The sequence below is a fragment of the Citrobacter portucalensis genome (genome assembly GCF_023374935.1).
GTDB lineage: Bacteria > Pseudomonadota > Gammaproteobacteria > Enterobacterales > Enterobacteriaceae > Citrobacter > Citrobacter portucalensis.
In genome coordinates, this window is sequence record NZ_CP092466.1 from 2,824,248 (window position 1) to 2,837,764 (window position 13,517).

Consider the following 13,517-nt stretch of genomic DNA (forward strand, 5'->3'; position numbering starts at 1 on the left):
ACGCTGAACCTGAGCAGGTGAATGATGGAAATTGATCTCGATAATCTGGTCTTTGATGGACTGGAAGAAGCGCAAGAGCGTAACGCTGAACGTCTGGAAGATGCAGACAAGAAAGCGCAGGAAATTATTGCTGATAATGACTGCGGCGACGCCTGCAAAATCTGATTTCCAAACCGGCGCAATGCCGGTTTTTTATCGCCTGTTAACCCCACCCACTTCAACCCGTATACCGTAAGGCCTCAATCAGTTGGGCAAAGGCGGCGGTATGCTGTTTTCTGCTGGGGTAGTACAAATAATAGCCCTGGAAAGGTTCGCACCAGTCCTCCAGCACTTTTTCCAGCGCACCGTCAGTCACCGACTGTTCGACAGTGTCTTCCGGCACAAAAGCCAGCCCCATTCCAGCAATCGCTGCGCTAATCCGTGGGGGGAGATTGTTAAAAATAAGCTGCCCTTCAACCCGCACGCGCAAATCTTGTCCGCCTTTGCTAAATTCCCAGGCATATAGCCCGCCCAACGTCGGCATGCGCATGTTGATGCAGTTATGGTTTTGCAGATCGTGTGGGGTGAGTGGTTTACCATGACGAGCAAAATACGCCGGTGACCCCACCACTACCATACGCCAGTCCGGGCCAATTCTGACGGCGACCATGTCTTTTGCCACCTGCTCACCGAGCCGAATACCCGCGTCATAGCGGCCAGTCACAATATCCGTCAGACTATTGTCGATGGTCATTTCCACATTCACATCAGGGTAAGCCTGCAAAAACGGCTCCAGCGCGGGCCAGACGGTAGATTGCAATGCATGTTCGCCCAGCGTCAGGCGAATGTTACCGGCCACGCGCTGACGAACATCGGTTAATGCCAGCAGCTCTGTTTCAATGTCATCAAAACGCGGGCTGATACTGTTGATAAGCCGTTCTCCGGCTTCGGTCGGCGCAACGCTGCGCGTGGTGCGGGTCAGAAGCCGTACATCCAGCCGCTCTTCGAGTCCACGTATCGCATGGCTTAACGCTGACTGCGAGACCCCGAGCTTTGCCGCAGCCCGCGTAAAACTCCGCTCGCGGGCAACGATAATGAGATAATAGAGATCATTAAAATTATCACGCAGCATGCTTATCCCCACTCCAGACCTGTTGTGACATATGGTACAGGTCCGGAGGGTATTCCAGTAGCATTTCTGGACATTAGCACAGCTCAACCTTATTCAAGCGTGCTCTCACACAAAAACCAAATGCGAATTATTACCAGGCTTATGCACGATTTTACCTTTCACTCATGCATTATTTTCACCCGCTATTAACACATCCTTCACTAATAACATTTTGTATATAGATAAGAATTTTTTCTTATTTTGTCCCAACCGTAAGTTATGGGAGCGTAAAAAGCACAAACCAAAAACTACAGGGATTTCATACAATGATGGCAACGAAAACTTACCGCGCTAAAAAAACACTGCTGGCATTGGGCGTGCTGCTGGCCTCAGGACTTACCGTCTCGCAGGTTCAGGCTGACCAACTGGCCGATATCAAAGCCGCAGGCGTAGTCAAAGTCGCGACATTTGACGCGAATCCTCCGTTTGGCTCCGTCGATGCCAAAACCCATAAGATTGTCGGCTACGACGTTGATTTTGCCGAAGCGCTGGCCAAATCCCTTGGTGTAAAACTGGAACTGGTAGCGACCAATCCGGCAAACCGCATTCCGTTATTACAATCTGGTAAAGCTGATTTAATCGTCGCGGATATCACGATTACACCTGAACGGGCGCAGGTAATAGATTTCTCCGTCCCATATTTTGTTACCGGCCAGCAGTTCCTTGTGCCAGCAAAATCTCCGGATAAGCTCGATGAATACGGCAAAGCGCGAATCGGCGCAGTAAAAGGGACTACCGGTGAGCAGGCGTTACATCAGCGCTTCCCGCAGTCGCGCGTACTGGCCTATGACGATATTCCCCTGGCATTAACCGCATTACGCAACGGTAATGTGCAGGCCATCACCCAGGACAGTACAATCCTGGCGGGCTTGTTAAGCGGTGCGCCGGATAAAGCGGATTTCAAAATTTTGCCGGACCTGCTGAGTAAAGAAGAGATCGGCGTGGGGGTAAAAAAAGGCGAACCCGCGCTGTTAAAAGCCGTCAACGATGAACTTTTGAAGCTGGAGTCTACCGGTCAGGCAGCAAAAATTTATGATGTGTGGTTCGGCCCTGAAACCAAAAATCCGCAGCCCCGCGCCTTTAAAATAGAAGCCCAGTAATATGCTCTCAGCTCTTTTTCATCGTTCCGCAGCTTCGGCTGCGGATTCTACCCAATTGGGTCAGGCAAGCGTCGAACTACGCAATGTGATAAAACAGTATGACGTTCATACCGTCCTTAACGGCGTTAACCTGGCGGTTGAACCCGGTGAAATGGTGACTATTCTGGGGCCTTCCGGCTCAGGAAAATCCACTCTTATACGTCTTATCAACCAGCTTGAGTCGCTCAGCGGTGGCGAAATTTTCATTGATGGTAAACCGATTAGTCAGTTGCGCGGGGCGGCATTACGCCAGTTACGCAGCCGTATCGGTTTCGTATTTCAGCAATTCAATCTCTATTCGCACCTGACTGCGCTGCAGAACATCGCGCTGGCGCTGGAATATGTTCACGGCTGGAACAAGACGGAAGCGGATCGTCGGGCACTTGAGTTGCTGGAAAAAGTGGGACTGGCGGAAAAAGCCAACGCCTATGCCGCGCAGTTGTCCGGTGGGCAGCAGCAGCGCGTGGCCATCGCCCGCGCACTGGCTTCGTCCCCACAAATTATTCTGTTTGATGAGCCCACTTCCGCGCTAGATCCGGAAATGATCGGCGAGGTATTACAGGTAATGAAAAATTTGGCCCACAGCGGTATCACCATGATCGTCGTGACCCACGAAATGCATTTTGCCCGCGAAATTGCCGATCGGGTGGTTTTCATCGATGGTGGCGATATTCTGGAAGTGGCCGCGCCTGAGGATTTTTTCCTCCGACCACAGCACCCGAGAACCCAGCGTTTCCTGAAAAAAGTGCTCGACCCGTTACACCAGGAGTCATCGTCATAATGCATGCAATGGACTGGCAGGGGGTGCTGAGCGGGCAACCCCTGCAATGGATAATTTCCGGTTTTCTCACCACGCTCTGGGTGACGCTGGCAGGTATTGTGCTCGCCACGCTCATTGCCATCTCACTGATCGGCCTGCGCCTGACGGGCAATCGTCTCGCTAAAGCGATGGTCGGGGTGTGGGTCTCGGTGTTTCGCAACACGCCTTTACTGGTGCAACTGATGTTCTGGTATTTTGCCGCCTGGAACTGGCTACCCCGTAACGTCATTAGCTTTATCAATGCCGATCATCCATGGTCAATTTTGCCGGGTGATGTCTGGTGGTTAACGCCGGAATTTATCTGTTCAGCATGGGGGTTGGGGGTATTTATCTCAGCATTTTTGGTTGAAGAGATCGCTTCGGGTTTACAGGCTGTTTCTGACGGACAACGCGAGGCTGCCGTGTCGCAGGGCTTTTCATCCTGGGCGATATTTCGTCACATTCTGCTGCCTCAGGGGCTGGCAAACGCCTGGCAACCGATTGTTGGGCAATATCTCAACCTGATGAAGCTTTCCTCGCTTGCCAGCGGTATTGGATTTGCTGAGCTCACCTACCAGGTACGGCAAATTGAGAGCTACAACGCGCACGCGCTGGAAGCCTTTGCCGTTGGCACTGCACTCTATCTGTTTACCGGCATCGTTCTGGGTATGCTGCTTACCCGTCTTGGCCCGCAGTCTGCGTCGGGTAAATCGTCAAAGATAAGAATGCGCATCTTCAGCGTCAGGAGCATACTGCATGATCGCTAATGTTTCGGTCATTACCGACAATCTTGACTATCTCCTGTGGGGACGTGTAGCTGAGGGGCAACCCGGTGGCGTCCTGCTCACTTTGCTGATGGCTATCGGTGCGGCTTTGCTGGCGCTGCCTGGCGGGATCGTTCTTGCCTGTTGTGCCTGGCGATTTCCGGGCGCGGTTCGCAACGGGTTGTTTATCTGGGCGGAATTTATTCGCGGCATTCCGCTCATCTTTGTGATTTTCTGGATGTGGTATTTGCTACCCATGCTGACCGGAAGCGATCTGCCCGGTGCCGTTACCGTGACGCTGGCGCTGGCATGGTTCACCGCCGCCTCGGTGATGCACTCGGTGTATGCTGGAATTAGCGCACTGCCTGGCGGGCAATATGAAGCGGCAGTCGTTCAGGGTTTTCGCCCGGATCAGGCCCTGTGGCTTATCTTGCTGCCGCAGGTGCTGCGTAACGTACTACCGTCGCTGACAGGGATTTTTATTGGGCTGCTGAAGGACACGTCACTAGCGTTTATCGTTAACGTGCCGGAACTCACGACAGTTGCCGGTCAGGTTAACAGCCGGGTGCAAATTTACCCCGCAGCCATTTTTATCTTTACCGGGCTGGTTTATTACCTGCTGTGCTTTAGCCTTGAAAAAATCACCCAGCGCCGATTCGCACTAAAATGACCTCTCGGCTCAACATTCCACGAACTGATGGTCTTCGTTGAGCCGATATTTCACGCCCGCCCGAATGTTATTTTCCCCTTCAACGGCAAGCGCAAAACGCATTCTTTTGCCATCATGATAAGCCAGCGCCGCACATCCGCCGGGACCAAGAATTATCGAGTCGACAGCACCGGTACTGGCAACAACGGCGTTCTCTCCGCTGGCAATAATGTGGATATTGTCCGCGCAGTTAGCGATTTTCGCCTCTGCGCCAAAACAGGCCAGTTGGGTTAAATCACCGCTACTGGCAATCCGATTTCGGTCGCCGAGCGAACTGATACGTACGCGCATGCCAGTACTGGCAATACGTGTTCCATCGCCCACACTGCTGATACGCGCCGAGTTTCCCGCAATCGCTATTCGCCCGCGATCGCCTGAACTGCCGATATGCGTGTTATAGCCTACACAGCCAATCCGTGCGCTGTAACCGGCACAGGCGATCTGTGCAGCATACCCGGCGCTGGCAATTTTAACGTTGTCACACGCACTGCTAAATCGGGCATAATCTTCCGCACTCGCCAACGGACGACTAGTTTCCCCCGCGGCTTGCTCACAGGAAATATTCCCCATTGCGTCAATATCCTGCTGAGCAAAACTCGCCTCTTCCCGCCATTTTGACCAGCCGTATTCCACCAGGCTATTTGCCCAATCGGTATACCCTTCCCGCTGGAGCGCACGATGAACATCGGCATAGCTTCCTCCTGCGGGAAACGCACGTAGAAACCAGCGGTACATGACGGGCCCAACACGCCAGGCCCGTAAGTCACTTCGCGTAATCATCATCGCTTAATGCCGGTGGTAGCCATCCACCATACACTTAAAGGTTTCGCCCGGCGTGCGCCCCGTAGTGCAGAGATAAAGATGCCCAAAAATGAAAAACAGACTGACTATTGCCAGCGCAAAATGCGCCTGAAGCAGCCAGTAACGCACCCCGGGGAACAGATCGCCGACGACCGTCGGGTAAAGCGATAACAATCCAGTGATCAGTAGCAGTGGCAACAAACCATACATCACGCCAACATAGGCCGCCTGCTGTAACGGATTAAATTTAGAGCGAGGTGAGGCCGGAAATGGGTGTGACTCGCCCTGCATAATGCCAAACAGGTAAAAACGAGTTTGTCTTTGCGCACGTGCGATCCAGCCCTGACGTTGAATAATATAGTGATGTCCGTTGCCGCCAATCAGGTTGATCAGCATAAAACCAATCCAGCAGGCAAGTAGCAAAAAGCCACAAACCTCATGAACGGTGAGCAGGCTTTTCATTACCGGTGCGCTAACGGCAGAGAAGTGATTGACCAGGCCACTAACCAGAAGCAACAGAAATAACAGCGCATTCGACCAGTGCCACAGGCGGACAGCCTTCGAATATAAATAGACCTTCTCACCATGCCCTGCCGACGCTTTATGCGCCGCCCGAAAGCGCAGCATGGCGTGAAGCGCCAGCACCAGCCACATTCCCACCAGCATTAACCCGGCAACGACTAACCACACAGGCCAGTAGTCCGGTGAAAACAGGGGGACATACTGTGCAAGCTGGGCGTGAAACTGTTCGGCATTCTGCGACGCGTTCATACATTTTCCTTTTTAATCAAATGTTGACCGAACCGACGATACAGATGGGGTTTCCCGGCGCCTGCAAGTTGATATTCGTAATACTTGTTTTCTCGCAACCAGGTCTGAATTTCCGGGCTATCTTCACGACCGAAAATCAGCGCATGTTCCGGGCAAGCGTTAACACAGATCGGAGGGAAACCTTTTGCCAGCCGAGATTCAGCGCAGAAGTCGCATTTATCCGCCACTTTGGTTTGCGGGTTGAGATAGCGCACCTGATAAGGACACGCGCCAATACAGTAACTGCAGCCAATACAGCAAGACGTATCTACTCGCACAATACCGTTCTCATCTCGCCAGGAGGCACCGGTCGGACACACCTCAATACAAGGTGCATCATCACAATGCTGGCAGGACTGACGGAAGTAGTGATACAGCGTTTCGTTGTCGTTATCGGTTACCGGAATATGCGCTATAGACAAACGGCTGCCCTGGTCAGGTACATGGTTGGTTTTCCGGCATGCACGAGCGCAAATATTGCATCCGTTACACAGTGATTCGTCGTGAATCATGACGTAACGAACGGCTTTAGGGCTCCTGGTACTCGCTAACAGATTTTGACCTGGGCCGGTAAAAAAAATCACCGTCCCCATGCCAATGACAAATTTTCGTCGGGTGAAGGACATCGGGTTATCCTCTAATGCTGTGACAGTGGTCGTCCACACATTCCATGACATCAACCTGAATATTTCAGGGGTTCTGATACTGCTCAACCTCAAGCCATTCACAAAGGCCGTACGCTTTGCCATAACTCATAAAACGTTCGCTGAACAAATAAGGCTCCGCATTTGACGATTCCACAGTACGTATATCTGCGTAATCAGGGTGCGTTTCCATGGCCGTGAGCGCCGCTGAAATCTGCTGAGACTCAAAGCTGTACGGCGGTTGCGTCAACATGGCGACCTTATAGGGGCGAGGATACGTACGACCGTCGAAGCGTACCGCCTCGGCAATCGCACGACAGATGTCGTTTTCCACCACCTGCACGCACATGTCGGCGTAGTTTGCCGTCATGGTTTGCGTTGAGTAGAAATAGACATCTTCCGCACCCTGCACACGGGTGATATCCGCGTTATTCGCGTCCTGGCACAGCGTATCCAGCAGCGCGCTAAGATCGGTTTCAGGGACCGAATAAGGTGGCTGCAGAAACACGCTGCGCGCCACCAGGTGCCCCGATGCCGAATGCTGGCGGATAAAATCTGCCACAATCGACTCCGGGTTGGCGGCTTCCTGAACCTGCGGCGCAGTCACCCGCTCGACCGGCGGGTGAAACGCCTGTAGCCAGTATCTCTTTTGGCTATCAACCTCGTCAGGAAGCGCCTCAACGGGTGCCTGAACGCTGCTCACGTTAGTCATCTCGCGTTCCTTACGCTGGCAACAGATCCTGCGCAGCCAAATCGGCTGCCACGTCTTCAAGTCCGAGTCGATTCAGAGTTTCACGCGTTGGGCAACCCAACTCGGGATCCCAGCCCATTTCCTGATAGAACATCGTCAGTGACTGGCGCATATCCTCCCTGTCCATCTTGTCGGTGCCTTCGGTGAAGACCGGAATTTTCGGATCTTTATCAAACACCCAGGAGCAGATGAGATCGTGTTCATTACGCATATCTTTGGTTTGCATCAGTTTGACCGTATAGGCACGATGCAGGGTAAAGATGCGTTCAGCGGCCAGGTCCAGACTCGCCTGCGTGGTTTCATCACCGGTGACTGCCTGGAAGAATTTCGCTTCCAGATCCAAATCTCCGCGATAGTTGCGGCTCTTGAGTGGTGAAACCGTCATCGGCCAAACCCAGTTACACAGCGTAACCGCGTTATGCAGGCAGACTTTCAGCAGCGTCCATTTGGCATATTTGATCTTGGCGGCATTGATTGGGGTATAGTTTTTGGTTTCGTCGTAGGCGTCCTGCGACCCAAATAACTCACCCGCCACTTCGCGCTGTAATTTCAGCGGCAAACCGGAACCGATGAAGTTGATATGGGTGTGCGCCATACAGTCACGGTTAAACATACAGTTGGTGATCGCCCCCACCTGCGCCGAGGCTTCGTTTGCATGGTGGACCGGAAAACCAAACGGCGACCACAGTTTATTTTTGGCATAACCCCAGTACTCTTCGCCCAAATCCCAGCGTTCAGCAATGGCATACGAACCGTCCGCAAGATGACTGAGTTCCCCCACGCGATGCGCCAGTCGATAGTAAAAATCTTTGATAAAGTTAGGATCGCCCGCCTCCAGTTGATCCCAACGGATCTCCGCGTACTCTGCGGCTGGCAGCACGCGTTTAAAGACGCCTTTCGAATAGCAGTAGGTAAAGTCACGGTGCAGCTGGCCGTAGTTACACCAGATACCGTAATCGTCAAACAGGTTCAGTCCGATCAGGTTCCCTACAACTCGCCCATCGTCTTTATCGTCAAAATCTTTCGGGCCATTGGGGAAAATGGTGGTGTGAACAAAGTTCGCCACGCAGGTGTTGCCGCCGGTACTCGGCACGCCAAAATCCTTCACCCGCGGGACATTGAGCTGCGACATACAACGAATAGGGCATGAATGGCAGCCGCTCATTTTGACCGTGTATTTTTCTGCGGCTGGACCCAGATCGAACACCGATTTATAGGTACGGAAACCCACCGTATTTTGGTTGCCTGGCGGGATTTCACCGGTTTCGATTGGCCCCCCTTCTGCCGCGCCCCAGAAAAGTCCCTTACGGGCTGTCCAGCGCGAGTTTGGCGAAGAGTATTCTGCCCAGGCCTGCGGGGTGCTTGGCACAACGTGGTTGTTATTGGCGCCGATAAGCTCGGTCATCATGTAGTCATTGAGACGCTTCATCTCTTTACGATCGGCAATGTTGACGCCTTTGGTCCCTTCTACCGCAATGGCCTTCAGGTTTTTAGAACCCATCACCGCACCCGTACCTGCACCGCCGCTGTGGTTGCGGCTGTTGATCATGCAGGACAGTGGCACCAGATTCTCACCCGCCTGCCCAATAGCGGCAACGCAGGTTTCAGGGCTGGTAATCCGGCAAATCTCTTCGGTTGTGGCGCGAGTCCCCTTGCCCCACAAGAAATCGGCTTTTTCGATGCTGACTTTATCGTCTTTGATGTTGATCCAGACCGGTGATGCGGACTTGCCTTCAATAATAATGGCGTCGTAACCGGCGAATTTCATTTGTGCAGCAAAGAAACCGCCCATATGGGCATCTACGACTAAGTTACCTTTGGTAAACGTCGATAAGGAGGTGATATTGACGCGGGAGCTACAGGGAGCGCCTGACCCCGTCAATGGTCCGGTGGCGAAAACCAGTTTATTCCCTTCATCAAAAGGCATGGTGCCAGGCGGGACTTCGTCGTACATAATTTTATAACCAAAGCCCATCCCGCCGACAAATTTTTTAAATTTACTGGAATCTTCCAGGGTGATATTACCCGTGGTGAGATTGACCCGTAAAATATTACCTGTCCAACCATTAGCCATCATGTTTTCCTTTGCAAGAAGGTTTAATAGATATACCCGCCATTTTCCAGGTAGCTTTTATCTGCAAAACTGCGATATTTTTGGCAATTAATGACGCGTACCAGGCATACCTGCTATCTATCAAACAGTAATATCTTTCCACTCGATAATTTTTAATGCTCCAGTCGGACAAGCATTGGCGCATTCCCCGCATAACACACATTTTGAGGATTTTTTGGTTTCGGTATTTACGGTCGCCATCATCCACGGACAGGCGGTAGTACACGCGCTGCAGCCAATACAACGTTTGTGATCCACCACAATACAACCCTCTTCCTGTTTCCAGGTAATAGCGCCGATGGGGCAGACCTTCATGCATTGCGGATCTTTGCACTGACGGCAAGTATCAGCGGTATAGTTTAAATCGCCATACAGTCCGCCGCCGGAACCAACGCCATCATCGCCAAAGAAGTAATTACGATGGATTTTTATACGGGAAAAGAAAGTGCCCACGGCGCCATCGTTATAATTAGTACAGGAAATTTCACAGCGGTGACAGCCCGTACAGCGCGCACGCTGGGTTACCAGCACCCCTTTTGGCGTATTGATAAGCCCCACGGTGCCGCTGTCGACATCTTCCTGCTTACAGCCCAAAAGGGATAACAGTGCGGGGGCAATGGTTAATCCCGCCAGACCTTTTGCTGATATCCGCAGAAATTCAAGCCGCGTTAAACCACAATCTAAAAATGGACGATCAACCTGGTTCATTTATTTCGCATCCTCTTCGCAAATGCTGTGGTAGCAACACATCCAGGCTAATTTAAACCAGCGCAGCTCAAGCCATATCGGGCGGTTAATGTTGCCAACAACACGTAAATTTTTGCCCTAACCTGATCGCGTAAATGACGGTGGTTAAACTGAATGAATCTAATCCTTTAGGGTTAGGCGCAGAAATAATGTGGTTATTCAGCATACATAGTCTTGATCGTCATCAATTAAAAACCGGAAGGGATATAATTAATGCGGAGTGAGATTTATTATCATTAAGAAATGGAGTGAAATAGCAGCCCATTTAAATTACAAATATTTGTGAACCCTCTCCCAAATATAATATTGCACGGCCACCGATATATAAATAAATACATATCGATTTATAGTTCTCTACAACCAATTATTAACGGAGATAAATTATATAGATTGATAGATTAACGTATCGAGAATAAGAGGACGGCAAAAAATTTCTGCGGTCCTCTTTTTATGAATTAACCGGCCAATGCTTTAATTACGGTCTCAATAGCCTGTTTTTCTAACTCACTGCGCTTCACGCGCTGGTTAGCAAGGGTGGTTCTCAGTACTCCCGCAATGACGATATGCTTAGGTTCTTGTCCCAGATCGCGCATTTCCAGCACTACTTTACCGACTACTCTGCACATTTCACGGTACAACTCGTCGTCTTTCGTCTGATTTCCCATTTTTGCCCACTCGTCATTAACTCAAACCAACAGCATATATCACTCTGAGGATTTAGACAAAATTCAATGAAAATCAAATAAATGTCATCATTTCTACTGAATTCTCTGAAGTCGATTAACGAGCTCAGCAAGACTTCCTGCCTGCATTTTTTCCATCACCCGCGCACGGTGCACTTCAACCGTACGCACGGCAATATTCATGGCATCAGCAATTTCTCGATTCATTAACCCTTTTGCTACCAGATGCGCCAGTTCCCGTTCTTTTGGCGTAAGTTGTTGGTAGCATGAGATGATCTCTTGTCGCGAGAACGCCGCTGCCGAGACCTGCAAGGCATGTTCTAATGCTGCCTGAAGCGGCACGGCTGACACGGGTTTTTGCAAAAAATCGACCGCGCCACGTTTCATTTGCTCAACCGCCATCGGCACATCGCCGTGCCCGGTGAGAAAGACCACCGCCAGCGTGCTTGCTTTCTGACGCATGATTTCATGCACAGCGTGCCCATCCAGTACCGGCATACGCATATCCAGCAGTAGTACGCCCACCTGGTGCAGATTTGCCTCGGCGAGGAATTTCTCGCCTTGCTCCCAGCAAGACACTTCATATCCCAGACTTTCCAATAAAAACGCACAGGCCTGGGTAACGGCAATGTCGTCATCCAGCAGATGAATTATCGCCACTACGGCCTCCTTCCTGATTTGGCTTAAAATACAATGTCACTCTCGCCCCCGCTTTACCGTCCGGGGCCTGCTGATTTTTGATCTCAATATCTCCGTTTGCGTAGCGCACCAGTCGCTGACAAATGGCCAGTCCTAGTCCCATACCTTCTTTACGGGTGGTCATAAACGGCTGAAACGCCTGATACAACTGAGCCTCGTCAATGCCTCCGGCATTATCCTGCACCTGAATACGCACGCCACCATCCTTGTGCAGGGCGCTAAACCATACCGTCGTAGCGCCTGCCTGGGCGGCATTGAGTACCAGATTAGCCAGCACCTGCTCAAGAAGAACGCTTGGCAGCATCAACGTTAACGCCTTGCTAACCTGCGTGTGCAGCGTTACCGCCGGGAATTGCTGGGGCATGCGCAGTAATTGCCAGACGTGATGGATAGCATCGTGAACGTTGATGGCTTGCCAGTCATCGGAGAGTACCGGATTGCCCTGTGCCTGGCTGACCCACTGCCGGAGATTGCGCAGCGTATCGGCTCCTCGCTGTGCCTGGGCGTCTATGTGCTCAAGCGCGGGCAGCAACGGATGCTGCTCATCCTGACCACGCAGGCGAATTAGACAGCCTTGGGCATAATGACGGATAGCAGACAACGGCTGATTGAGTTCATGGGCAAAACCGGAGGTCATCTCCCCCAGCACGCTCATTTGGCGGGCAGTCTCCAGCGCCTGTTCCTGTTTGTGCAACAACACGTTGTTCCGCTCCAGCTGCCTGCCACGTCGGCGAACCAACAGCATCACCCAGATGTAATTGAGCGTAAGCAACAGCAATACGATGACCACGCCCCCCATCGCCAGTCGGTGTTGAATAAACCAGCTTTTGACATCCAGCCACAGCTGACGCTGCTGCGGATGCTGTCGGACGTCGCGCAGCAACGCTTCTACTTCACGGGTCGAGGCGGGCGCGCCCCAGCGAAACGTCGCGTTTTGCGGTGCATTGAACAGTACCCGCGTGACGCGATCGGCCAGCTCGTCACTCACTGCAGGTAGTGCGGCAAATGACCAGTCCGGATAGAGCGGCGTACTGGTTAAACAGGGAATTGAAGTCGGATGATTCAACACGGTCATAAAATCGGTTTTACGGATGAGGCCTTCTTCATCCATTTTTTCCAGCAGGCACACCGGCACGATCACCGCCTGCACGGCTTTTTCACGTAATAAATAGAGTAAGGCATCGGCGGGAAATCCGGTAAACGTCAGACGTAAATCACGTTCAGGGCGCAGACCGGCATCACTGAGCGCTTTATATCCCAGCAAATAGCCGCCAAACGCCTGAGCATCAATGGCGCCAACCGTTTTGCCGATCAGATCGTGTGCGGAGGTTAACCCACTGTCGCGCCTGACGAGAATGGCGCTGCCAATCACGTTACTGGTGGCTTTCCCACCACGGGTGGAGCGTAACGACGCCAGCCAGCGTAGCGCTGAGCGGCTGTTAAGCTGGACAAACTGCGCCGGATTGGTGACCACAAAGTGTACCGTTCCACGATTCACCGCCTCCTGCATCTGCCGCAGGTCCAGCGGTTGAATATGAAACTGCTCACCGGGGATTTGCTGATTCAACAAGGTTTCCAGCGGCTGCCAGTGATTACGTGTAGAAACCTCCCCGCGCATCGCCAAAACGCCAATGTTCCATGTCTGCGCCCTGACCGCGCCACTTAGCATCCACAGCGACGCCAGTACCGTCAGACATCTTACTACGTT

15 protein-coding genes are annotated in these 13,517 nt (G+C 52.0%); 5 read left to right on the forward strand and 10 right to left on the reverse strand.

Going from position 1 to position 13,517, the window contains the following annotated elements; translation table 11 throughout:
- Nucleotides 1–24 precede the first annotated feature (24 nt).
- Entirely contained in the window at nucleotides 25–165 is a 141-nt protein-coding gene (locus tag LY264_RS13730; RefSeq protein ID WP_003832695.1) for a hypothetical protein, read from the forward strand.
- A gap of 52 nt (nucleotides 166–217) precedes the next feature.
- On the opposite strand, the gene LY264_RS13735 is transcribed toward LY264_RS13730, so the two are convergent.
- The gene (locus LY264_RS13735; protein WP_048226682.1) at nucleotides 218–1,111 is read right to left on the reverse strand and encodes a LysR family transcriptional regulator; all 894 of its coding nucleotides are present in this window, start codon (nucleotides 1,109–1,111) and stop codon (nucleotides 218–220) included.
- Nucleotides 1,112–1,416: 305 nt separating this feature from the next.
- Between LY264_RS13735 and LY264_RS13740 the strand changes: the two genes are divergently transcribed.
- The 4 genes from LY264_RS13740 to LY264_RS13755 are packed head-to-tail and all read left to right on the forward strand — an operon-like array spanning nucleotide 1,417 to nucleotide 4,522.
- Nucleotides 1,417–2,250, forward strand: a complete 834-nt coding sequence (locus LY264_RS13740) for an ABC transporter substrate-binding protein (protein ID WP_048226684.1) — start codon at nucleotides 1,417–1,419, stop codon at nucleotides 2,248–2,250.
- A 1-nt stretch (nucleotide 2,251) separates the two neighbouring features.
- The gene (locus LY264_RS13745; RefSeq protein WP_071692387.1) at nucleotides 2,252–3,070 is read left to right on the forward strand and encodes an amino acid ABC transporter ATP-binding protein; all 819 of its coding nucleotides are present in this window, start codon (nucleotides 2,252–2,254) and stop codon (nucleotides 3,068–3,070) included.
- Nucleotides 3,070–3,855: an amino acid ABC transporter permease gene (locus LY264_RS13750; protein WP_071692386.1), complete on the forward strand. Its 786-nt coding sequence runs from the start codon at nucleotides 3,070–3,072 to the stop codon at nucleotides 3,853–3,855. The genes LY264_RS13745 and LY264_RS13750 overlap by 1 nt, the downstream gene beginning before the upstream one ends.
- The gene (locus LY264_RS13755) at nucleotides 3,845–4,522 is read left to right on the forward strand and encodes an amino acid ABC transporter permease (RefSeq protein WP_003832686.1); all 678 of its coding nucleotides are present in this window, start codon (nucleotides 3,845–3,847) and stop codon (nucleotides 4,520–4,522) included. Before LY264_RS13750 ends, LY264_RS13755 begins: the two co-directional genes overlap by 11 nt.
- Before the next feature lie 9 nt (nucleotides 4,523–4,531).
- Here the strand turns inward: LY264_RS13755 and ydhT are convergent, their stop codons facing one another.
- The 9 genes from ydhT to ttrS form a co-directional block, all read right to left on the reverse strand.
- On the reverse strand, nucleotides 4,532–5,344 hold the full coding sequence (ydhT, locus tag LY264_RS13760) for a protein YdhT (RefSeq protein ID WP_048226690.1): 813 nt from the start codon (nucleotides 5,342–5,344) through the stop codon (nucleotides 4,532–4,534).
- A 3-nt stretch (nucleotides 5,345–5,347) separates the two neighbouring features.
- Complete coding sequence (gene phsC / locus LY264_RS13765; protein WP_048226692.1) at nucleotides 5,348–6,133, reverse strand: thiosulfate reductase cytochrome B subunit; 786 nt, start codon at nucleotides 6,131–6,133, stop codon at nucleotides 5,348–5,350.
- Nucleotides 6,130–6,798 carry a 4Fe-4S dicluster domain-containing protein gene (locus LY264_RS13770; protein ID WP_020996435.1) on the reverse strand — a complete coding sequence of 223 codons (669 nt, stop codon included), beginning with the start codon at nucleotides 6,796–6,798 and terminating at the stop codon, nucleotides 6,130–6,132. Before LY264_RS13770 ends, phsC begins: the two co-directional genes overlap by 4 nt.
- A gap of 64 nt (nucleotides 6,799–6,862) precedes the next feature.
- Nucleotides 6,863–7,528 carry a YdhW family putative oxidoreductase system protein gene (locus LY264_RS13775; protein WP_048226694.1) on the reverse strand — a complete coding sequence of 222 codons (666 nt, stop codon included), beginning with the start codon at nucleotides 7,526–7,528 and terminating at the stop codon, nucleotides 6,863–6,865.
- Between the two features lie 10 nt (nucleotides 7,529–7,538).
- Entirely contained in the window at nucleotides 7,539–9,641 is a 2,103-nt protein-coding gene (locus LY264_RS13780) for an aldehyde ferredoxin oxidoreductase (protein WP_048226696.1), read from the reverse strand.
- A gap of 120 nt (nucleotides 9,642–9,761) precedes the next feature.
- Nucleotides 9,762–10,388, reverse strand: coding sequence for a ferredoxin-like protein (locus LY264_RS13785; RefSeq protein ID WP_043016545.1), 627 nt, complete (start codon nucleotides 10,386–10,388; stop codon nucleotides 9,762–9,764).
- 494 nt (nucleotides 10,389–10,882) lie between these two features.
- A complete protein-coding gene (gene fumD, locus LY264_RS13790; RefSeq protein ID WP_003029345.1) occupies nucleotides 10,883–11,092 on the reverse strand; it encodes a fumarate hydratase FumD in 210 nt (69 codons plus the stop codon).
- Between the two features lie 93 nt (nucleotides 11,093–11,185).
- Nucleotides 11,186–11,770 (reverse strand): tetrathionate respiration response regulator TtrR, encoded by a 585-nt coding sequence (ttrR, locus tag LY264_RS13795; RefSeq protein ID WP_000974596.1) that lies wholly within the window; start codon nucleotides 11,768–11,770, stop codon nucleotides 11,186–11,188.
- A complete protein-coding gene (gene ttrS, locus LY264_RS13800; RefSeq protein ID WP_103014617.1) occupies nucleotides 11,745–13,478 on the reverse strand; it encodes a tetrathionate respiration histidine kinase TtrS in 1,734 nt (577 codons plus the stop codon). The genes ttrR and ttrS overlap by 26 nt, the downstream gene beginning before the upstream one ends.
- Nucleotides 13,479–13,517 lie beyond the last annotated feature (39 nt).